General features: G+C 50.9%; 22 protein-coding genes. 21 read left to right on the top strand and 1 reads right to left on the bottom strand.

From position 1 onward, the window contains the following. The first annotated feature begins 57 nt into the window (after positions 1-57). From RB297_RS01030 to RB297_RS01045, 4 genes are all read left to right on the top strand, one after another. Positions 58-264, top strand: a complete 207-nt coding sequence (locus RB297_RS01030) for a DUF896 domain-containing protein (protein WP_015734670.1) — start codon at positions 58-60, stop codon at positions 262-264. A gap of 158 nt (positions 265-422) precedes the next feature. Continuing rightward, entirely contained in the window at positions 423-947 is a 525-nt protein-coding gene (locus tag RB297_RS01035; RefSeq protein WP_009596012.1) for a hypothetical protein, read from the top strand. 43 nt (positions 948-990) lie between these two features. Further along, positions 991-1,782, top strand: a complete 792-nt coding sequence (locus RB297_RS01040; protein ID WP_375119490.1) for an HAD family hydrolase — start codon at positions 991-993, stop codon at positions 1,780-1,782. Between the two features lie 297 nt (positions 1,783-2,079). Next, positions 2,080-2,484 carry a FixH family protein gene (locus RB297_RS01045; protein ID WP_090911668.1) on the top strand — a complete coding sequence of 135 codons (405 nt, stop codon included), beginning with the start codon at positions 2,080-2,082 and terminating at the stop codon, positions 2,482-2,484. A gap of 98 nt (positions 2,485-2,582) precedes the next feature. Here the strand turns inward: RB297_RS01045 and RB297_RS01050 are convergent, their stop codons facing one another. Next, positions 2,583-3,119: a cupin domain-containing protein gene (locus RB297_RS01050; RefSeq protein ID WP_090911665.1), complete on the bottom strand. Its 537-nt coding sequence runs from the start codon at positions 3,117-3,119 to the stop codon at positions 2,583-2,585. A 169-nt stretch (positions 3,120-3,288) separates the two neighbouring features. Between RB297_RS01050 and metH the strand changes: the two genes are divergently transcribed. From metH to RB297_RS01135, 17 genes are all read left to right on the top strand, one after another. Continuing rightward, positions 3,289-6,729 carry a methionine synthase gene (gene metH / locus RB297_RS01055; protein ID WP_375119491.1) on the top strand — a complete coding sequence of 1,147 codons (3,441 nt, stop codon included), beginning with the start codon at positions 3,289-3,291 and terminating at the stop codon, positions 6,727-6,729. Positions 6,730-6,815: 86 nt separating this feature from the next. Next, entirely contained in the window at positions 6,816-7,742 is a 927-nt protein-coding gene (rnz, locus tag RB297_RS01060) for a ribonuclease Z (RefSeq protein ID WP_096773378.1), read from the top strand. A 360-nt stretch (positions 7,743-8,102) separates the two neighbouring features. Beyond that, positions 8,103-8,891: a TIGR01457 family HAD-type hydrolase gene (locus tag RB297_RS01065; protein ID WP_375119492.1), complete on the top strand. Its 789-nt coding sequence runs from the start codon at positions 8,103-8,105 to the stop codon at positions 8,889-8,891. Between the two features lie 53 nt (positions 8,892-8,944). Then, the gene (locus tag RB297_RS01070) at positions 8,945-9,763 is read left to right on the top strand and encodes an Fpg/Nei family DNA glycosylase (protein WP_096773380.1); all 819 of its coding nucleotides are present in this window, start codon (positions 8,945-8,947) and stop codon (positions 9,761-9,763) included. Beyond that, a complete protein-coding gene (locus RB297_RS01075) occupies positions 9,753-10,601 on the top strand; it encodes a deoxyribonuclease IV (protein WP_096773381.1) in 849 nt (282 codons plus the stop codon). Before RB297_RS01070 ends, RB297_RS01075 begins: the two co-directional genes overlap by 11 nt. A 15-nt stretch (positions 10,602-10,616) precedes the next feature. After that, entirely contained in the window at positions 10,617-10,955 is a 339-nt protein-coding gene (locus tag RB297_RS01080; RefSeq protein WP_096773382.1) for a cyclic-phosphate processing receiver domain-containing protein, read from the top strand. 53 nt (positions 10,956-11,008) lie between these two features. Beyond that, positions 11,009-11,299, top strand: a complete 291-nt coding sequence (locus tag RB297_RS01085) for a thioredoxin family protein (RefSeq protein WP_255250453.1) — start codon at positions 11,009-11,011, stop codon at positions 11,297-11,299. After that, the gene (locus RB297_RS01090) at positions 11,296-12,069 is read left to right on the top strand and encodes an ABC transporter ATP-binding protein (protein WP_096773384.1); all 774 of its coding nucleotides are present in this window, start codon (positions 11,296-11,298) and stop codon (positions 12,067-12,069) included. Before RB297_RS01085 ends, RB297_RS01090 begins: the two co-directional genes overlap by 4 nt. A gap of 5 nt (positions 12,070-12,074) precedes the next feature. Further along, entirely contained in the window at positions 12,075-13,151 is a 1,077-nt protein-coding gene (locus RB297_RS01095) for an SAM-dependent methyltransferase (RefSeq protein ID WP_375119493.1), read from the top strand. A 159-nt stretch (positions 13,152-13,310) separates the two neighbouring features. Further along, entirely contained in the window at positions 13,311-14,777 is a 1,467-nt protein-coding gene (locus RB297_RS01100) for a serine/threonine protein kinase (RefSeq protein ID WP_375119494.1), read from the top strand. A gap of 28 nt (positions 14,778-14,805) precedes the next feature. Then, a complete protein-coding gene (locus RB297_RS01105; protein WP_375119495.1) occupies positions 14,806-15,909 on the top strand; it encodes a flagellar biosynthesis protein FlgA in 1,104 nt (367 codons plus the stop codon). A 54-nt stretch (positions 15,910-15,963) separates the two neighbouring features. Further along, the gene (locus RB297_RS01110) at positions 15,964-16,671 is read left to right on the top strand and encodes a hypothetical protein (protein ID WP_015734685.1); all 708 of its coding nucleotides are present in this window, start codon (positions 15,964-15,966) and stop codon (positions 16,669-16,671) included. Further along, positions 16,668-17,537 carry a CpaE/TadZ family protein gene (locus RB297_RS01115; protein ID WP_096773388.1) on the top strand — a complete coding sequence of 290 codons (870 nt, stop codon included), beginning with the start codon at positions 16,668-16,670 and terminating at the stop codon, positions 17,535-17,537. The genes RB297_RS01110 and RB297_RS01115 overlap by 4 nt, the downstream gene beginning before the upstream one ends. Then, positions 17,524-19,437 (top strand): ATPase, T2SS/T4P/T4SS family, encoded by a 1,914-nt coding sequence (locus RB297_RS01120; protein ID WP_375119496.1) that lies wholly within the window; start codon positions 17,524-17,526, stop codon positions 19,435-19,437. Before RB297_RS01115 ends, RB297_RS01120 begins: the two co-directional genes overlap by 14 nt. Next, positions 19,427-21,499: a hypothetical protein gene (locus RB297_RS01125; protein WP_375119497.1), complete on the top strand. Its 2,073-nt coding sequence runs from the start codon at positions 19,427-19,429 to the stop codon at positions 21,497-21,499. Before RB297_RS01120 ends, RB297_RS01125 begins: the two co-directional genes overlap by 11 nt. Before the next feature lie 82 nt (positions 21,500-21,581). Next, positions 21,582-22,040 carry a hypothetical protein gene (locus RB297_RS01130; RefSeq protein ID WP_009596009.1) on the top strand — a complete coding sequence of 153 codons (459 nt, stop codon included), beginning with the start codon at positions 21,582-21,584 and terminating at the stop codon, positions 22,038-22,040. A gap of 24 nt (positions 22,041-22,064) precedes the next feature. After that, a complete protein-coding gene (locus RB297_RS01135) occupies positions 22,065-22,460 on the top strand; it encodes a hypothetical protein (RefSeq protein ID WP_375119498.1) in 396 nt (131 codons plus the stop codon). The last annotated feature ends 1 nt before the right edge of the window (position 22,461 follow it).

Consider the following 22,461-nt stretch of genomic DNA (forward strand, 5'->3'; position numbering starts at 1 on the left):
ACAAGCTCTTTTTCACATGTTTAAGTTATACATGATATCGAAATTGGAGGAGAAGTCATGGACATCGATACTTTGGTAGAACGCATCAATGTATTAGCAAGAAAGAAGAAGAATGAAGGGTTGACCGAGGAGGAGCTCAAAGAGCGGGCCGAGCTTCGGGAAATATACCTTAACAATATTCGCAGTAACTTTAGACAACAGCTGGAATCGATTGAATGGGTTGATGAAAACGAACAAAAAGGCGGCCCGCGATTAAAGCACTAGTCGATAACCGTTCAAGGATATATATTCAGAGGATCCGTGAACAGATCGAAGGATAGCATAATAATACTTGGGGTACCGGCCATTCGGATAATCGATTACGGTTACCCCAAGTTTATATGGTTTATAAACATTTTGATTATGAGTTCAGGGGGAACCAAATGTCACGTTCATGGGAAAGAAAAGTCAGCAAAAATATGTCGCAACTTAACAAACAGCGCAAAAAGCAGGGATTGACCTCGTATCAAGGGTCTGCGATTAATGATAAGCATGACGTGTTTAAGGGACGTAAGTATGTACTTCCGTTAGTGCTTGTTGCATTGGCCGGTTTGTATGCGCTTCTCGGAACGGCAACTTCACAGGCAGCCGGCGGAAGCAATGATGTATTGAATTGGGTTGGCGTCAGCTTGTATATCCTGTTGGCGCTCATGATATTTCTCCGCAAGCCTTATTTGAAGATTGAGCGGGCTTCCGTGTCGACCATGAAGTTCAACCGGGAACGCCGTCTGGCCGTATCGGATATCGAGAAGATCAAATTGGCTTCGGGTTCCGTCGTGATCCAAGGCAAGGGAAAAGCAGGCAACTGGGTGTTCTCACGAATGATGAATCTTTACGATACCAAAGCCATGGGCGAAAGATTGGAAGAGTTTGCAAAGACTCATCAAATTCCAGTGGAGCACAACTAACCCGATTGAGTAGATCACAATGTATATGAGGAGTGGGAGAGAAATGCCGATTGCTGCGGTTTTGTTTGATTTGGACGATACGTTGTTGTGGGATGAACGCAGTGTAGAAGAAGCGTTTGAAGTGACATGCCAAGCCGGAGCGGCGGAAACCGGCGTTGATGCCGGGGCGCTTTTGGCCGCGGTGCGTGAAGAAGCAAGAGCATTGTATGAATCCTATGATACTTTTGCTTTTACCAAAATGATCGGGATCAATCCGTTTGAAGGCTTGTGGGCTAATTTTACGGCTGGATCCCAGCCCGAATTCCGAAAGCTGCAAGAATTGGCTCCCGTATACCGCAAGGAATCCTGGCGTCGCGGACTTCATCGCCTTGGCGTTGATAATGAAGCGTTGGCTGAGACGTTGGCAACGCAATTTGCTGCGGAACGCAGAACAAGACCTTACGTATATGAAGAAACCTTTGAAGTGCTGAAGGAATTGCAGGGTAACGTGAAGCTGCTGCTTCTAACGAACGGAAGTCCGGATTTGCAGCAGGAGAAGCTTGAAGGCGTTCCGGAACTGGTCCCTTATTTTGACCACATTATTATCTCGGGTGATTTCGGCAAAGGCAAGCCGGATGTTTCCATATTCAAGCATGCGCTTGATCTGTTAGGCGTCGAGGCGGATCAGGCCGTGATGGTGGGAGATAAGCTGACCACAGATATTAAAGGTGGCAATGCCGCAGGACTGCATACGGTTTGGATCAATCGGGTAGACCGGCCTCATGATCCGGCCATTCAGCCGAAGTTTGAGATCAAACATTTATCCGAGCTGCATGCTATTGTGGCGTCCTTATAAATGACGTGATCAAGAGTTCACGACTATTCTACAAGATCTATTAGCGAGATATATTAGCGTACATAGGAACAGTCCTGGCAGCAGCTGATGCGATTCGGGGCTGTTTTTTTGTTGGTTGCCATGTTTGAAAGGAAAGAGGCTGTTGGCAGTGACAAACGTCACACAATTGTAAGCTGCATGAGATAGAAGTTAAAGAATAATGCGATATAATGAATTAGGAAAATGACGCTGTTTGTAATGGACCATTACGTGAATAAATCATACATAGCATGAATTCGTAAAAGAGGTGGTTTTTGGATGACCAGGAAAAAGATGGCCTTTATTGCAGCCATGGTGTTGATGGCGGTTGCGCTTGCCGCATGCAATGACAGCAAGGCGGAACCCAGTGATGATGTGATGGCGGAGCCGATTATCGTAGAGCTCTCTTTGACCCCAGAGAGCATTAAGGCAGGCGAGAAAGTGTTGATCGAAGCGAAGGTAACACAAGCAGGCAGCCCGGTCGAAGATGCAAATGACGTGGAATTCGAAGTGACGCTGGAAGGTGGAGGCGTTCAGGCAAAGGTTCCGGTCAAACATGATCAAGGCGGGGTCTACAAAATGGAGAAAACCTTCGAGGAAGCAGGAACCTATCGCATCGTTTCCCATGTCACGGCAAGAGGGCAGCACTCCATGCCGCTGAAGGAACTGACGGTAACCGAGTAATACACCATACACAGCCAATAAATAAGGCAGCGCATCCATCCGTTGGGCGGATCATGCGCTGCCTTATTCCATTTTCCTATTCAGTCAGCCGCTTAGGCTTATTGGAATTGGGGATCTTCTACCGGAGTAGCTACCCAGCCGTTCTCTTCAATAAAGAGACGAACCGCAATGATCTGCTTGTTCTCCATCAGCGTGAAGAAATGAGGCGTATTTTCCGGTACGGAAATAACGTCGCCCGGCTCAAGCTCTACGTTAAAGTAACCGACATCGTCGGAGCCTTTAATAATGAAGATCCCTTTGCCGCCAACGATCGCTCGGATTTCGTCTTCCGAGTGGGTGTGAACTTCTTCGAATTTTTTAAGCAGGTCCTCTATATTGGGCGTGGACTCGGAAAGCGTGATGACATCCCAGATTTTGTAGCCGCGTCTTGCAGCCAGGTCGCGAATTTCTTCGTCAAAAGTGTCCAAAATGCGCTGCTTATCTTCATCACTCAGCTTGAAATTTTCTTGAAGATCTGCCGGGAGTTTATCCATATTCCAATGCTCATAAACAACCTCTTGGTTATTCAGGAATTCCCGAACATTTTCTTCCCCAGTAATGCGTTCGTTCGTGTTGCGAATCACGATTTCTGCCATAGCTTTAACCCTCTTTCTCCCGTTGGATTAATATGTATTATAGCCCCCCTCACCGCATTTGTCATCTGCAAATGTTGATTTGTACCGATAGCTGCGCAATATTTCGACTTTTCTATTGAAAAGTATTCTGATACACTAAGATTTAACGTTTTCGGGGGAGGTTTATGAGTTGAACAAGCCTAGCTTACAAGAAGTGCTTAAAGAACGAATATTAATTCTTGACGGTGCCATGGGCACGATGATCCAGCAAGAGGACCTCTCGGCTGAAGATTTTGGCGGCCCGGAGCTGGATGGCTGCAATGAAATGCTGGTCATTCATCGGCCCGACGTCATTCAAAAAATACATGAACAATATCTTGAAGCAGGTGCCGACCTGATTGAAACCAATACATTTGGCGCAACGTCCGTTGTGCTTGCTGAATACGATATACCTGAACTTGCCCGGGAAATCAACCTGAAAGCGGCTCATCTGGCCCGCGCTGCAGTTGAGAAATATTCTACGCCGGACAGCCCGCGATATGTCGTGGGTGCGATGGGTCCGACAACCAAGACGCTGTCGGTTACCGGCGGCGTGACCTTCGCCGAATTGATCGAGAGTTACGAGGAGCAAGCCGTGGCCTTGATTGAAGGCGGCGTGGATGCCCTATTGCTCGAGACGTCGCAGGATACGCTCAATGTGAAAGCAGGGAGCATTGGGATTCGACAAGCGTTTGATAAGACAGGCGTCACCCTTCCCATCATGATATCCGGCACAATCGAACCGATGGGAACAACGCTTGCGGGGCAGAACATCGAGGCGTTTTACATTTCTTTGGAACACTTGAATCCGGTATCCATCGGCCTGAACTGTGCAACGGGTCCGGAGTTCATGCGCGACCATATCCGTTCCTTATCCGAAATGTCGAGAAGCGCGATCAGCTGTTATCCGAATGCGGGTCTGCCTGACGAGAATGGTCAATACCATGAATCTCCTGAATCGCTTGCCCAAAAGATGGGGGCTTTTGCTGAAAAAGGTTGGCTTAACATCGCTGGGGGATGCTGCGGTACGACACCTGACCACATCCGGGCTTTAAAACAAACGATGGATGGCTTCACCCCACGTCCGCTTGAGGGCAGGCACTTGCCGGCATTGTCCGGCATCGAGCCGGTATATATCGAGCAGGAAAACCGTCCGTATATGGTGGGCGAAAGAACAAACGTTTTAGGTTCGCGCAAATTTAAGCGTTTGATCGTGGAAGGAAAATATGAGGAAGCTTCCGAGATCGCTCGTGCTCAAGTCAAGAATGGCGCCCATGTCATTGATGTATGCGTACAGGATCCGGATCGCGAAGAAGCTGAGGATATGATCCAATTCCTGGAGCTGGTGGTCAAAAAGGTGAAGGTGCCGCTGATGATCGACACAACCGATCCGGCGGTCATTGACTTGGCCCTGCAATATTCGCAAGGGAAAGCGATCATTAACTCCATTAACCTTGAAGACGGCGAGGAGAAATTTGAGCATGTGACTCCGTTGGTGCACAAATACGGCGCTGCGGTCGTCGTAGGGACCATTGATGAGAGCGGTCAAGCGATTCATCGCGACGACAAGCTCAAGGTGGCGCAGCGGTCTTATGATCTCTTGGTGAACAAATACGGCATTTCGCCTGAGGATATTATTTTCGACACGCTTGTGTTCCCTGTAGGTACGGGTGACGAGCAGTACATCGGATCAGCCAAGGAAACGATAGAGGGCATTCGCATGATAAAAGAAGCCATGCCCAAAGTGCATACGATCCTCGGCATCAGCAACGTTTCCTTCGGATTGCCGGAAGCGGGCCGTGAAGTGCTGAACTCCGTGTATCTGTACGAATGCACGAAGGCCGGATTGGACTACGCAATCGTGAACACGGAAAAGCTCGAGCGCTATGCCTCCATTCCGGAGGAAGAGCGGCGTCTGGCGGAGGATCTGATTTATCGAACCAATGATGAGACGCTGGCGGCATTCGTCGCCGCGTTCCGGGATAAAAAGGTAGAGAAGAAGGTAAAGGTATCCAATCTGACGCTGGAAGAAAGACTTGCCTCTTATGTGGTGGAAGGCTCCAAGGAAGGCCTGATTCCGGATTTGGATGAAGCCTTGACCAAATACGGCGCGCTGGAGATCATTAATGGCCCGCTAATGGCAGGGATGACCGAGGTTGGTCGCTTGTTTAACAACAACGAGCTCATTGTGGCGGAGGTGCTGCAAAGCGCCGAAGTGATGAAAGCCTCCGTGGCGTATTTGGAATCCTTTATGGAGAAAAACGAGTCGTCGGTCAAAGGGAAAATCATGCTGGCCACCGTGAAGGGCGACGTCCATGATATCGGTAAAAACCTGGTGGAGATCATCTTGTCCAACAATGGTTACCAAATCATTAATTTGGGTATAAAAGTACCACCGGAGCAAATTATCGAGGCTTACCGGCGGGAGCAGCCTGACGCCATCGGGTTATCCGGTTTGTTGGTCAAATCGGCACAGCAGATGGTATCCACCGCCCAGGACTTGAAAAACGCGGGCATTAGCGTTCCGATCATGGTTGGCGGGGCCGCGTTGACGCGGAAGTTCACGAAGACGCGCATCCGCCCCGAATATGACGGAATGGTGCTCTACGCGAAAGACGCGATGGACGGGCTTGCATTGGCCAACCAGCTGAGCGATCCGGTGCTGCGGACCCAAATGGCTGAAGAGATTAAGGCGGAGCAGGAAGCGGATGCAGCGGCGCCACAGGTTGTAAAAGTAATGCCGAAGCTGTCTGAAGGACTCCGATCCAAAATATCGACCGAAGCCCCGGTGTATATACCGCCGGATATGGAGCGGCATGTGCTCCGGAATTATCCGATTTCGCACATCCTGCCTTATATCAACATGCAGATGCTGTTGGGACATCATTTAGGCCTTAAAGGATCCGTGGAACAGCTGCTCAAAGCCAATGATCCGAAGGCGGTATCGCTTAAGGAAACCGTTGACGGCATTCTGGAAGAGGCAGTTCAATCGGGCATCATACAGGCACATGCCATGTACCGTTTCTTCCCGGCGCAGTCGCGAGGAAATGATATTATCATATACGATCCAAAGGATGCATCGAAAATATTGCATACCTTTACGTTTCCAAGGCAGCAGGTGGAGCCGTATCTGTGCTTGGCGGACTTCCTGAAATCCGTAGACAGCGGGGTGATGGATTACGTCGGGTTCCTGGTCGTTACGGCAGGGCACGGCGTCGGGAAATTGTCCGGGGAATGGAAGGATAAAGGCGACTATCTCCGTTCCCATGCACTTCAATCGGTTGCCCTGGAAACGGCTGAAGGGCTGGCAGAGCGAATTCACCATATGATGCGGGATACGTGGGGATACCCCGATCCGGCAGACATGACGATGAAACAGCGCCTGGGAGCGAGATACCAAGGCATTCGCGTATCCTTCGGATATCCGGCATGTCCGGATCTGGAGGATCAGGAGCCTTTATTCAAATTGATGCAGCCAGAAGATATCGGCGTTCATCTTACCGAGGGTTTCATGATGGAACCGGAGGCGTCGGTATCCGCGATGGTGTTCAGCCATCCGGAGGCTCATTATTTTAACGTGGATAAAGCTTAACATTTGAATACCGGTACAGCCGGTTTGAAATCCTCCGAATGTTTCGGGGGATTTCTCCGGTTTACAACCGAAAGGGGAGAAGAGGGATGGAACTCTATTTTCTAGGAACAAATGCGGGGGTTCCGACGCTGCAGCGTAACGTGACCTCGATTGCACTGCGAATGCTGGAAGAACGAAGAAGTCTGTGGCTGTTTGATTGTGGAGAAGGCACGCAGCATCAAATATTAAAGTCCCCGCTCAAGCTGTCCAAGCTTGAAAAGGTATTCATTACCCATATGCATGGTGATCATGTATTCGGTTTGCCAGGTTTGCTATCCAGCCGAGGTGCCCAAGGGGTAACATCACCCCTGACGATTTATGGTCCCCCAGGCATCAAAGTCTTCATTGAAACTACGCTGAGCATCAGCCAATCGCGCGTTCCTTATACGATGGAGGTCATCGAGCACACCGGTGGCGTTTTGTTTGAAGACGATAATTTCCTCGTGGAATCGGCCAAGCTGGATCACAGGGCCGAGAGTTACGGCTACCGTGTCGTGGAGAAGGATCTCCCCGGCAGTCTGGACCTGAAACGGTTGGCGGACTATGGACTCAAGCCAGGGCCGCTCTATGGCAAGCTGAAAAGAGGGGAAAGCGTGGAACTCGGCGACGGCCGATGGATTCATGCCTCGGATGTGCTCCTGACACCGAAAAAAGGGAGGGTGGTCACGATTCTCGGGGATACGCGGCCATGCGCAGGCGTGGAGGCTTTGGCCAAGGACGCGGATCTCCTGGTCCATGAGGCCACGTTCATGGAGGATCTGTCGGAGCTTGCGCACGAATACTATCACAGTACCGCCAAACAGGCGGCAGAAGCGGCTGAACGGGCTGGGGTAAAAGCGCTGTTCTTGACCCACTTCAGCTCCCGGTATAAGGATATCGATCATTTACAGCCGCTGCTAAACGAAGCGCGGGAGATATTTGCGAATACGCGATTGGCGGAGGATTTCGGGTTGTATCCTATCCAGCGTTCCTAGGCACGCACAGCGGTGAATTACGTGGAAATATCGGGTGGTCGGGGGCATTATTTTCCGGGAAAGCGCAGGATGCGACAAAGCGGTTCATAAACGCTAAGACTTGGACAGTCTTCGATTTCTTTCGACGCGTCGACCGTCAGAATGAAGCGATCGGCATGAACCTTGCAACCGGTAATGGGCTTCTTTACAATAATACTATCGGTATTTCTAAGTTCATTATAGTAAAGGACAGCTGAATGCCTGCAGCCATACATATATTAAGGATGATTAACCCTTACAACACGGCCTTGAATGGTCACCTTTTCATCAGATGAATCATTTATGCCGTGAAGGAAAGAAATAAAGAAGGTGCATTTATTCATGGAAAAACCAAAAGGATTGCTGATTGACCTGGACGGAACGCTGTACCATGGCCGGAATCGAATCGAGGGGGCTGACCTGCTGATCGAGCGGTTGAAAGAAATGCAGATTCCGTTCCTGTATGTAACGAACAATTCTTCACGCACGCCGGAGCAGGTGGCGGCTCACCTGATGGAGATGGGGATTCCTGCTTTGCCGGAGGAAGTATGCACATCCTCCCTCGCTGCAGCTAAATATATCGCTGAGGAGTCGCCCGGTGCCAAGGTGGCGATGCTCGGGGAAGATGGACTTCGCGAAGCGCTGTTGTCCGCGGGCCTTACCATCGTGGAGCAGTCCCCTGAATACGTCATTCAAGGAATCGACCGCTCGTTTGATTACGAGAAGTTAACCCGTGCCGTTCGCTGGATTCAGGAGGGAGCTGTGTCGATCTTGACCAATCCGGATCTGCAGCTGCCATCCGATACCGGCCTGATGCCTGGTGCTGGCTCGCTTGGGGCTGCGATCGAGGCCGCTTCGGGAGTTAAGCCGACGGTTATCGGTAAGCCGTCCTCGATCTTGATGAAGTATGCCTCGGATCGCTTGGGTTTGGCTCCGGAAGAAACTTATGTAATCGGAGATAATATCCGTACGGATATTGCCGCTGGCGTGCATGCCGGCTGCAAAACGGTTCTCGTCATGACCGGAATCACGACCGATCGCAATATGGAAGCGCATCTGGAAGCCGCCGGCGTCACGCCAGACTATATATGCCGGGATTTGAACGAAGTGATCAGCCTGCTGTGTTCATGATAAGCAAAAGTATTATACATAAACTTGTGTGTTGACGAAAGGGAAGATGAATCATGCCGGAACTGCCGGAAATGGAGAATTACCGAAGATTGTTATCTCAGAGCATTCTGAATGTGCCGATCACCGATGTGGTCGTGAACCGTGAAAAATCCTTGAATGTGACGATTGACGAGTTTACTTCGGCCCTGAACGGAAGCAAGGTCATTTTTGTGGAGCGGAGAGGCAAACACCTCATATTCCATTTGCATAACGGAGGCAGACTCCTGCTGCACCTGATGCTGGGGGGCATTTTGTATCTGGGAGGCAGGGATGAGGAGCGCCCTTCCCGTTCGACCCAGGTCGAGATCACGTTCGGTGACCAGGTGCTGTATTTTATCGGCCTTCGCCTGGGTTATCTGCATTTTCTAACAGCGAGGGAAACCGAGAACGCCCTAAAAGACCTTGGTCCTGAGCTTCTGGATCGGCGAATGACCAAAGCGCGTTTCGTCGAACTGATTGGAAAACGGCGGGGCGCCTTAAAAACGACGCTGGTCAATCAACAAGTCGTCGCCGGCATCGGCAACTGCTATGCGGACGAGATCGCTTTTGATGCCCGAATCCACCCGCTATCCAAAATTCAGGATTTGCCGGAGGAGTCACTAGAGCAGCTGTACGACAGCACCGTCAAAGTGATGCACGAGGCGACGGACGGCGGAGGATACATGGAAATGCCCTTTCAGGAAGGGGATGTGCTGACAGGTGCTTATAACGACGAATGCAAAGTGTACGATCGTGAAGGAGAGCCCTGCGTTCGCTGCGGTACGCCGATCGTGAAGGCGGAGCACGCCTCGCGCAAAGTTTTCTTTTGCCCGAATTGCCAGCATGAAGTCTAAAGTCCGGATTGGAAGCCATGTCAGCACACGGGGCGGATTTCTCGCGGCAGCCCAGCATGCAGCCGGGATCGGTTCACTGGCGTATCAGTATTTTCCGAAAAATCCGCGCAGCCTTCACTTGAAGACGCCGGATGTCCGCAATGCTGCGGCTTGCGCGAAGTTTTGTCAGGAGCAGGGTCTCGTCTCGATCGCGCACACGCCTTATCCAACGAATATGGCGGTTGGTTTGACCCGGGGGGAAGAATTTTATCGGTTGACCGTGGATTCCCTTAAGAATGATCTTATGATTGCCGAGGCTTGCGGGTCGCTGGGCATCGTTGTACATTTTGGGCATCTCAAGAGCCAGAACGTGCTTGAAGGGTACCAGAACATTATTCGCTGCATGAATGATGTGCTGGCTTCCTGGGCAGGTAGGGCCAAGCTGCTGATCGAGAATCAGGCGGGAGACCATGGAGCTATGGGAATGACGCTTGAAGAGTGCGTTAAGGTTAGACAGCTTGCCGATTATCCGGAAAAAATAGGCTTTTGTCTGGATACCTGCCACTTGTTTGCCGCCGGAGGCTGGGACTTATCGAATACGGATGAGCTCCTTGCCAGAGGCAAGGAGCTAGCCTATTGGGAATCGGCGGTAGCCGTTCATTTAAACGATTCGAAATATGGAGCCGGCTCAAGAAAAGATCGCCATGCCCGCATCGGGCAAGGCATGATAGGAACAGAAGCATTGAAGCGCCTGGTTCTGGCACCGGAACTTGCGGGTAAGGCATTTGTCTTGGAAAGTGAAAAAGGAGCTGACGGCACGCATCGGGAAGACATCGCCAAGGTGCTGTCCTGGTCCTGATAGGGAGAGGGTAGGATGATTCATCTTTATTTAGACGACTGGCGCCCCAATCCGAAAGGATTCGCGCTGGCTCGAAACGGGGAAGAATGTTTGCTGATGCTCCGTGAATGCGAAGTGGACGTTCTGTCGCTTGATTTCGAACTCGGGCATGGCCAAATGAACGGCGGAGACGTCGTTGCGGCCATGATTGCCGAGAATCTACAGGCTAATGAAATATATTTGCACACCTCAAGCCCGTCGGGCAGAAGAAAAATGTATGAGCTGCTGTATGAGCACATGCCAAAAAGCGTCAAGGTCCACAATGGACCGATGCCCGATTCCGTGCTGCGGGAAGTTGCCCAAGGTTCAAGATGATTGAGGTTACGCAGCGCGAACTGTTGGAGAGGCTAGAATGGCAGGAACGTCTGATGAAGCGTGACGCGAAGGCGGATCCTGTCATCGTTTTTTTGCACACGCCATTATGCGGTACTTGCGCGGCAGCGCGTAAGATGCTGGATGTCGTGGAGTTTGTGGTGCCCGATGTACAGCTGCTGGCAGCGGACGTGAATTTCCTTCCGGGCATCGTGGAACGGTATCAAATTCGAAGCGTCCCGGCACTGCTCGCGATCCCATCAAGCCCTGGAGCAGACCCGGAAGTGCTTTATCGGATGGGCTCCGTACAGGATATCGTCAGTTTTATTAGGAGCGTGAAGCCATGATTTCTTTGCAGCACCTGTCGCTCATTCGGGGGAACCGCCACATTTTGGATGATGTCAGCATTGAAATGAAGTCGGATGAGAATTGGGTGATCCTGGGCAGGAACGGATCCGGCAAAACGACGCTGCTGGAAATGATGACGGGATATATGTTCCCTTCCAGTGGACGCGTAGAAGTGCTGGGCCAAGTATACGGCCAATGTGACGTTCGGGAGGTTCGTAAATCCATCGGTTATATCAGCCAATCGCTGCTGGAGAAATTGACGCTGAGCGACCCGGTGTGGGAGGTTGTCGCAACAGGGGCGTATGCCTTTTTACGCTTTTATCAGGACATTCCGGAAGAGGCCAGAAGTTTAGCCTACAGCCTGCTGAACGAAATGGATTTCGGCCGCTTGGCGGAGCTGCCTCTCGGGACCTTGTCCCAAGGGGAACGGAAAAAAGTGATGCTGGCACGCTCCCTTATGGCCAATCCGAAGATTCTGATTATGGATGAACCGTGTGCCGGTTTGGATTTGTATGAACGGGAGAAGATGCTGCATGAGATTGACCGGCTGAGGCAGCGTAATATTACGGTCGTGTACGTCACGCATCATGTCGAGGAGATTGTCCCTTTATTTACTCATGTGGCGCTTATTAAAGACGGGCGGTTGACGGCCGCGGGACGCAAAGATGAAGTATTGAACCATGAACTTATCAAACAAACTTATGATATCGACGCTCAGCTGGAATGGGATGGCGGACGTCCCTGGATCAAAGTTATTTCTGGAGGTTAATCCGTTTGGACGAATTAAATGTAATGCAGGAACATGAGGAACAGAATCAGAACCATCGGGATTTTCACAGTAAATGGGTATGCACGGCAAATCATGGTTTCGCTCCGTATGCCCAGGAAGAGCTGCGCCGGATGTTTGGCAGCCTAAAAAGCACCATGATGATGCCAGGCGAGGTGTTTTTGATGACACTCGGCAGCTCCGAAGCTGAGGCTAAGCGGCTGATTACGTCAAAGCCGCCTATTTTCCTGCGGCATCTCTTTCCGGTACAATGGGAAATCGCGGCCGAATCCGTAGACGCAGCGCTGCAATTGACAGCAGATCATGTGCTGAAGCGGGAGGAGATTAGCCAAAGCCGCGCATCCATCCAAATCCGCAAGACGGAGAACAGCTCATGGACGGAGAGCCCTGCAGCCCTTCGGGACGAATTGCAGCTTCGCTTGGCACCGCTTGAGCTGGAATACACGGTCCAGGCACCCGAATGGATCATTTCACTATTCGCTGCTGACAATGTCTGGTATGCCGGTGTATCGCGTCCGGAGGACAACCTGTCGGATTGGAACGGAGGCGCGGTCCGTTTTCAGCGGGAAGAGGGTCAAATCTCAAGAGCCAAATTTAAGCTGCTTGAAGCCGAGAAGCAGTTTGGGATACCCTTCGATACGTTTCGCAAGGCTGTCGATATCGGAGCAGCGCCGGGAGGCTGGACATCCTTTTTATTGGAACGCGGCTTGCAGGTTACGGCGGTGGATCCGGCGAAAATGCACCCCTCCCTGGAAGGGCATAAAAACCTGCGTGTCATCCACAAGAATGCTGCGGACGTAACGTTTAGAGAGCATGAATTCGATCTGCTGGTATGCGACATGAGCTGGAGTCCCAAACTGATGGCCCGAATGGTGACCGGGCTGCTGCACAGCCTTGAAACCGGCGGCACGGCCGTCGTTACGGTCAAGCTGCTGACCAAGAAGCCAATGGCATTGGTGAAGGAGATCATGTCGGTATTTGAAGCGTCCAGAATGCAGATTCAGGGAGCGAAGCAGTTGTTCCATAATCGGGACGAGATTACGCTTTATATGATTAAGTATTAAAAAAGCCTTTACAAGTTCAAGTATTTTGTTCTATAATGATTCCAAAATTAACCAACGGCAACTTAAAGGGAAAGCATCCCGCTATGATCACGTTTCAGTGATACGGCGGAGTGCTTTCCTTTTTTGTTGTGCTTGTAAGTCAGAGGAGAGGGCATTGAGATGAATCAGCCTTGCAAATTGGTGCATGGGGATGTATTGGGTGAGCGTTACGTCATTGACCGCGTCATCGGCGAAGGGGGCATGAGCTGTGTATATCTGGCCGAAGATCTGAAGCTGCCCGGGAAGCAATGGGCGGTGAAGGAGACTTTGTCTGAACCGGGTATGCAGCGCACCGTTCAGGATGAGGCACAGCTTCTGATTAAACTGAGCCATCCGCGTCTGCCGCGCATCGTCGATTTTTTTCGTGATGAGGACAACGGCTATACCTATTTGGTTATGGATTACATTCAAGGCATGACATTGGAAAAATATTTCCGGGGTTACCGTGGAAACGTGAATCCGGACTTCATCATGGAGCTGACGGAGCAGCTGCTGGACGTCCTGGAGTATCTTCACCTTCACGAGCCCCAAGTCATATTCAGGGATTTGAAGCCTTCGAACATCATGCTGACCGATCAGCTGGAAGTCCGACTCATCGATTTCGGAATCGCGAGAAGCTACAAGCATGAGAGCGGCGAGGATACGGTCAAGCTCGGCACGGTCGGATTTGCGGCACCGGAGCAATACGGTGGCAGGCAAAGCGATGCCAGATCGGATTTGTACGGATTGGGGGCGCTTCTGCTTTATCTCTCGACCGGCGGCAAATTCAGCGAATGGATCACGGGAGTGGAGCGCCATATTCGCGGCGATTTGCCAAGAGAGTTAGTGCCGGTTATCCGAAAGCTGCTTCAATATGCTCCGGAGCATCGATATCAATCGACAGCTGAAGTTCGGTCCGCGCTGAAGCGGCAGCATTCGATTTCTGCGAATCTATCTGCGGTTCAAACCAGCACGGTGCCCGGGACGCTTGTTGCGGCCGTATTGGGTGCATCGTCCGGCGTAGGAACCACGCATAGCTGCATCGCCTTCGGACATTTCCTTGCTTCAAGGTACGGAAAGGTAGCCGTCATTGAAATGAGCGCCAAATCCACCTCGTTCAGCCGCATACAGGAAATAGCGGAGGGCGGAAGGCTCGGCTCTATCCGCAAATTCGAGATTAACGGGATCCACTTTTGGCGACAAACAGCGAGGAGTGAAGTGATTTCGCTGCTCGGGGGCAGTTACGATGCGGTTGTATTGGATTTGGGGGCGTACAGGGACAGCGAAAGGCTGGAGGAATTCCTGCGGGCCGATCTGCCGATTGTTATCGGTTCGGGAGCGGAGTGGAGGCGGCATGATGTGGCAACGCTGGCCCGAATGCTGTCCAGGCACCCGCAGCCGGGCCGGATCTATGCCCTGCCCCTTGCCGGAGAAGAAACGATTCAGGAGATGAGGAAAACGCTAGGCACGAATAAGGTTTATGCCTTGCCCCTGCAATTGGACCCTTTCGAAATACCTGACAGCAGTCGGCAGGCATTCGCCCGGCTCTTCCAGGACTACTTGCCGCAGGCTGAACGGAAGCGAAGATTCAGGTTTCTTAAGAATTGACCGCATTTGAACCGAAGGAGATGAAGCCATGCCGATTATCAGGAGGCGAAGCCGCAAACTGATATTTGCCGGACTTGCCGGTGCAGCCGTAACTGGGGCTGTATGTGCCGGCGCCATGTTGTATTATGTGCACGGCTCTAAAGAGGAGCGGCACGTGGAGCGCACCCAATACGAGCAGCGAATCGCGGAGCTTGAAGAGACCCAACTGCAGCAGCTCAATTCGATGCAGGCGGCATGGGTCCCGGTAAGAGATATTCCGCCGGGTCATTTCATAGAAGCCGAGGACATCAAGGAAGTGCGTTTGCCGTATGACGGCTCGTCCGGCAATCTCTTCTCGGGCAGGGAAGAGATTGCCGGGAAGGGCGCGAAGATCGAGCTGCTTCAGGGAATGCCGATTACCGGCGCGATGCTCTTTGAAGAGGAGCCGACGCGGCCCGATCTCCGTCACCGGGAGATGAAATCCGTATATCTGCCAAGCGACTTGCGCAAGGGGGATGTCATTGATGTTAGAGTCCAGTTCCCAACCGGACAGGATTACATCGTTTTATCCAAAAAGAAGATCGACAGGCTCCAAAATCCGGCATTTTGGACAACGTTAAGCGAGCAGGAAATCTTATTGCTCTCCAGCGCATTGGTTGACGCTTATCTGCATGATGCTACGCTCTATGCGCTTACCTATGTAGAACCCGAGCTGCAAGAGAGAGCGATTCCGAACTATCCGCCGAACGCGGAGGTGACGAAGCTGATTGCAAGCAACCCGAACATCGTGAAGAAAGCCGAGAAGCAATTGGAGCTTACGCTCCGAAACACGCTGGAAGACGATTTAAGCAAACTCCAGCCGAGTCAGCAAGCGCAAGTGTCCGACATGCCTCCTAATTCCGCCTATGCTGGCGGAGCCAGGAGTCCGGATTCTTGGAGCCCGGCATCCAATATAAATCCCCCTGCAAAATCCGCTACCGGAACGAGTTACGATGGCATTCTCCCGAACGATGACGTGAATACGGAGGTTACGCTTCGGGAAGAGAAGGCTTCGGAGGCCGAGCAGATTTTGGGGTCAACCGGGAGGACAGATGCCCAGGACGGCAGTGATAAGACACCGCCAGAGGCTGATTTCATATTCTCGAGCCCGTAGGAATGACAAAGTGAGCCCCTGAGAACAGTTGGTAAGCGAAGGAGTGTAACCAAAGTGAAGAGGTGGATATTTTCGGGCATCTGCGACAAGAGCGATATGCTCCTGTACATGTGCAAAATACTAGCCAATGGAGACAGCAGGGTGCTGCTCGTCGATGGCGCGATAGATGCGAAGTACAGACATTGCATTAGCGTAATGCATCCACAGTTGCCGGTCATGGAGTTTGCCGGTTTCGATGTGGCAACAGGATTTGGGAGTTATACGTCACTGATGGATTATCTGGAAGAAATGAATGAGAAGAAATATGACTATATTGTGATGGACGTGGAGAAGCCGCAATTTATGGACAAGGATCAGTGGGATACGGCGGATGCCCATGTTTGGGTCAGCGGATTCGAAGTAACGGGATTGCGAAAGAGCGCGGCCTTGCTGGATGAACTAAGAGCAGCAAGAACAGATGACCCGCTGCCGCCTTTCCATCGCGTATACGTACAGGTTATCGAAGACCTGGCGGACGGATCCTATATTGAAGGCTTTATGGAGGATAGCCGGATTCAATGGCTGGGCCCCCCTGTGAAGATGCCTTGGGATGAGTTGTTTTTTGCGCTGAAAATAAAAAACGAACATGCAGGCAGACTGGGCATCAAGCCATTGTCACGACAGTATAAGCGGTCGCTTACCGAACTGATTCGGATCCTGACGGAGATGGAGCAGCGGCATATCCGCCGGGCGTTTAGGCAAGCGGGAAGGAGGCATGCATGAGTCTGATTGCTGTATGGAGCCCATTAAAAAGCGGGAGCGGCAGCACGCTGTTGGCCGCATGTTTACCGATCGTATTGGCGTTTGAATACCAGGTCAAAGTGCTGCTTGCCCATGGTGGACAAGCAGGAGAACGAGTGGAACAGGCCTTTGCGCTGAAGGAGGAAGCGTTCGATTATATGGCGGCGTTTCAGGATACCGGATTGGATGCCCTCGAACGGCTCAATGCAAGCGGGAGGCTGAATCCGGACAATGTCCGCAATTATGCCCTGCCGCTGCTGTCTGATCGGCTAGATCTTTTGTGCGGACCGAAGCCGACGTCGGCCAATGATTTCAGTTCTGCTAGACATGCGGAAGGCGTGAATCGGACTGAACTAATGTTCAAGGTCTTGGCGTCCTCCAAACGAAGTTATGACGTTACCGTAGCGGATGCCGGCAATGGTGTTCCCCGAGCTGCGGATCGTGCAATACTTCAAGCGGCAGACTTGATCATCGTTGGATTGAATCAGAATTTGCATGTCCTGAAGAGAGAGCTTGAGAAGGAAAGACTTCCTCCGGAGCTGAAGGAAAAAGACTGCTTGTACATGATCGGCAAATATGATCGGGAGAGCAGCTGCACACTGCAAAATATGAAGCGCCGCTTTGGAATCAAAACGATGGCGGTTGGCGTTCCGTATTGCTCCCGCATGACGGATGCATGGAATATGAGTTCGATTATTCCCTACATGCAGCGCAACCGAGGGGGCGCGGACCTGAAAGGTTTGAATTCACTGTATAATGCCGTCCGTCACCTGGCTGATGCGTCGGCTGAACAGCTCGGACTTCCGTCCGGCCGTTCGAAAGCGGGGGGCCTGCATGCTTTTGGGTAACGCCTTGAACACGATGTGGATCATCATCCTGGTTTTGTTAGTCGTGTTGTTTGTCTATCTGCGTTATATGGATACCCGCAAACCGGCGGCTGTTATAACGCGGGGCTCGGATCCCTATTCGATCGAAGCCATGACGGCATTTGTTAAGGAAAGCCTGCATCAGCTGACGCACAGCCAATTGTCTGATTTAGGGCTGCACGAAGAAGAGTATCGCCGCAGGCTGAACAAGCGGAGCGAATTGCGAAGCGCGCTCAAGGGCTGCGTATCCGGTAATGCGATGGACAAGGCGTACGTTAAGGATTTTTTAAAGCAGCTGCTTGTCAAGGATCTGGGATTGAACGAGTCCAACATTGATGCAGCCATTCCGTTTGAAAGCCTAACCGAATTAACGGCCCAGGATCAATTCGAGATTCTCTTGTACTTGTACCAGCAGCGGCACGGGGAGGATGCTTTATCCGTACTTCTGGAGACATACGATCTTGCGCAGCCTCGCGTCATTCCCGGTTACGGGGAGGGCAGCGTTTATGCGGTTACCGCGGAAGACATTGCTTATATTTATGAGTCAGAGCAGCGTACGCTTCTGTTTCAGGAGAAGCTGGATATCGTCGTTCAGCGCATTTATCAGCAGTACAAAGGATTTTCCGTCGTGGATGAAATCAGGGATCAGCGGATTGACGGGATCAGTGGGGGAGTCAGCGGCGTTCCCGTCGACCGCGATAGCGGACAGGGTACTTCTTTTTACGGACCGGATGATTTTTTGGGGCTAGGTCTTTCGAATGCCGAATTGCCTGCATCAGGCTGTGAGAGCGTCTGGATTTTTTACCGGGGTGTTTCGCTTCATCTTGCTTTTTTATCGTTTGGTTCGATGCTGGAGCTTAAGCGGGTATGTCAAAACATATACAAATATAATCATCCGGGACAGCTGTCGGAAGCCAGCGGTTACAAAGTGAATGAGATGAAGGATGGCTCCAGGGTTGTTGTGGTAAGGCCACCGTTTGCCGAATCCTGGGCATTTTTTGTACGCAAGTTCGATTTGCCCAAGGCTACGCTTGATCAATTGATTACGGGGATCGGCTCCGAGCTGGTGATCGGTTTATTGAAATATTTGATGAGAGGCAGCCGGATTACGGCGATTACCGGTGCTCAAGGATCAGGAAAAACTACGCTGCTGATGGCAATGGTTGGCCATATCTATGCCTCCTATACCCTCCGGGTTCAGGAGATGGCCTTCGAGCTTCACTTAAGGGAAATCTACAGCCGCAGGAACATTCTCAGCTTCAGGGAAACGGAGCATATCAGCGGACAGGCAGGGCTGGATCTGCAGAAGAAAACCGACGGTACGGTCAATATCCTTGGTGAGGTTGCCAGCGACGAGGTTGCGTCATGGATGATACAGATGTCTCAAGTGGCAAGTCTGTTTACCGTGTTTACCCATCATGCCAAGACATTCAGGGATTTGGTTCAATCCCTGCGCAACTCCCTGCTCAAAAGCGGCGCGTTCAGGCAAGAGCACATTGCCGAGCAGCAGGTGGTCAGCGTGATCAACTTTGACATTCATATGAGAAGAGACGCTTTCGGTAACCGTTACATAGAGCGAATTACAGAGTGCATTCCGGTGGATAAGGGGGCTCTGCCGCAATTCGAAGCTTCTACGGAAAACAATTGGAAGAGCAGCATGGAGGAGTATTTTCATTTAAGCTCAGAGCATATGCGGAGACTGAACGAGGACCGCTGCTATGTGTCCCGCAATGTGATTGAATACCGGGACGGTGCATATATTGCTTGCGCCAAACTATCCGAAATCAGCATTCGCGAAATGACCGAGCAGATGCATCCGGAGGATGTGGAGGAATTCAGAATATTTCTGGACTCGGGCTGGGGGGAACAACGTGGCCTCTAAAGACGTGTTAATCCTGATATTCATTACATCCCTGACGCTGTTCTCGATTACGTTCGGTTTGGTGTCGTGGATGTCCAGAAGACGAGGAAACCGTGGAAATTATGCCGGAAGGTTCGATGCGGGTGAAGCAAAGTCGTTTCGCGGTATATACCGCCAATGGTTCCAATTGGCTTATATGTATGGAGTGAAACTCCCGCTCGTCCAATCGTATATCAAACGGATCAGACAGAGAATCGCGATCATCCATCCTTACGATGAAATTTCGCTTCGGTATGAGACGGTGAAGCTTGCCTGCGCGATTACAGGGATTATCGGGTTAACGGCCTTATTGCTGATATGGAGTCATCCGGACCTGGGGTTTATCGTGATAGTCATCCTTGCCGCCGTGGTTATTAACAATATGCTTGTTGAGATGTTCATTAACCGGCTGGAGCGGAAGCTGCTTGTTCAATCGGTTGAATTGTTCTCCCTCGTCCGTCATCATTATCAGCAGCATGGAATGGTCGAGGAGGCTTTGTATGAAGGGGCAGAGACTTCGGGACATGAAATCTCCATACATGCCCATCGGATCTATAATGCCCTCGTATCCCAAGATCCTAATGATGAGCTGGAGCGATATTATGAGGTAGCGCCTAACCGGTATTTAAAGGCGTTTGCGGGCATTTCCCATCTAGTAATGGAGTTTGGCGATCATGCGAGAAAACAAGGCTCTATTTATCTCCTTGGGCTCAGCGGTTTGACCAAGGAATTCCAATTGGAAATATTGCGAAGAGACAAGCTTGATTACTTGATGAAGGGCTTGAATGCAATTGCGCTGGCCCCGGTTTTTTTTACGAAACCGATCGAACGGTGGGCGAGAAGCAGTTTTCCGTCGATGGATGAGTTTTACATGAGCAAGCTCGGATTTGTGACCAAGATATCCATTTACGTCATTATCCTGATTTCTTACATCCTGCTCCAGAAGCTCCAGCAAAATCGGGAAACCGACTACCGTGCAGTGGCACGCAAGGTGTCGTGGGAAGAAAGAATGTACCGAATTCCAACTATTCGCTGGCTTGCGGGGATCATGACCCCGACCCCAGGCACGATGAAATATGACAGCCGGGTTCGGCTGCTGAAGGAGAGCAATGCGAAAATCAAATTCGAGTGGCTGTATATCAGAAGGGTAACGTTTTTTTTCCTCGGTTTCTTTTTAGCGCTGTCGCTGGCCGTTGGACTGCATGTACAGTCTAGGCATCATTTGTTATTTGTCCCCGTTCCATTAAATCATTCTCTGTTCGGACAGATGAATGATGTTGAGCGCTTGCAGGCAGAGGAGACTGCCCGGCGGGATCGGGTGATCATGGAGCAGCTGCAAATGTCAACGAAAGCAACGCATGACCAGATCCAACAGGCCGTAAGAGATACAGATTCTGTTGGTTTGACCAAGGAACAAATTGAGATTGCAGCCGATCGAATCATGACCAAGCTGAAGCGGTATGATAGCGAGTATTTGAAGTGGTGGGAGCTGCTGCTCTCCTTCATGGCAGGTATTGCAGGTTATGGGGCGCCACTGTGGCTGCTGTATTTTCACCGGAAAGTGCGAAACATGGAAATGCGGCATGAAGTATATCAATTTCAGACGGTCATATCGATCCTGCGCGGTATGGAGCGAATCACGGTTGAAGTTATATTGGAATGGCTTAACCGGTTCGCCGTTATTTTCAAGGTTCCCATTCAAAAAAGCCTGCTTCACTATGAACATGGCGCGCAGTTGGCTTTACTGGAGCTGAAGGAAGACGTCTGGTTACCCGAATTTCAACGGTTGGTGGACAAGCTGATCCTTGCGGTGGATAAAGTTCCGATCAAGGACGTATTCGACGATCTCGACGGGGAGATGATATTCAGCTTCGAGCAGCGCAAGCAGGAATATGAAGCGATGATCGACACGAAAGCCGCATGGGCGCGGATGATCGGTTTTACTCCGATGTATGCGCTGATCTTTATGTATCTTGTCATTCCGCTGATCGGCATGAGTTTCTCCCAAATGGAAACGTATTATGAGCAAATTCAACGACTTTGAAGCAATACAAGGCCTAAGCACTACTGAAACGATCATCACAAGGTTCATATAAAAATCAATAAGGGAAATGAGGGGGATTTCAATGAATAACGCATCATCCGCATTAAAGGTTGCAGCAGGCATTTTTTTGACCATTGCCCTGATTACGATCGTTGTCATTTTGTTTATTTCGGCCCAGGAGGCAACCAAAACCGCCCAGAACAATTTTTCGGATATACAGACGGAGCTGTCCCAGGCAGCCTTTACCGTGTATGACGGAACGACGATCAGCGGTTCTCAAGTTACGAATGCACTGCGCAAATATAAGGACAAGGATCAGTTCGGCGTTTTCATTGCAACAGGTAAAAATAAAGCAGGGCAATGGTACGGCAACGTACTGGAGTCGGACGGATCGATCCTGAATCCGGATTCCAGGCAAGGGAACATCAACCTCGTCATGGATGAGAAAAGCCCGGAGTACGTCAACCCAAGCGGGAAGTTTAGGGCGACCATCGTGAAAGACAATTCAAACGTGATCCGGGGCATTAAATTCGATCAATAGATATGAATAGAAAGGTGAATAAACTTGCGCGAAGCAACAATAAGCATGCTTGAATTGGCTGCGGGGGTGGCGTTGTTTCTCGGCGCATCCATGTATGCTTTCCATATTCAGGCAATGGTTGGCGGCGGGATAACAGCCGCGGACCGAATGACTCAAGAACAGCATGCCGGAGTGACAACCGTAAAGATGACTAACGATAATGGGAAGCTGACCTATGTAGGAAGCGAAGTCTTGTTTACGCTGCGAGAATTAGAGGCAGGCGACTTTACCGTTGATGTGGATGGAACGGTGTTCCATTCAGGCATTCATCCGGAGGAGCTGGATGTTTCGATCATCGACTTAAATGCTCGGTATCATGCGGAGTACATTCGGGGAGCGGATGGGGAAGTAGAACGGATCCAGTTTGTAAAAGCGAGGTAAC

Origin of the sequence: Paenibacillus sp. CR_12 (genome assembly GCF_041953985.1) — a bacterium.
Classification (GTDB): domain Bacteria; phylum Bacillota; class Bacilli; order Paenibacillales; family Paenibacillaceae; genus Paenibacillus_AQ; species Paenibacillus_AQ lautus_A.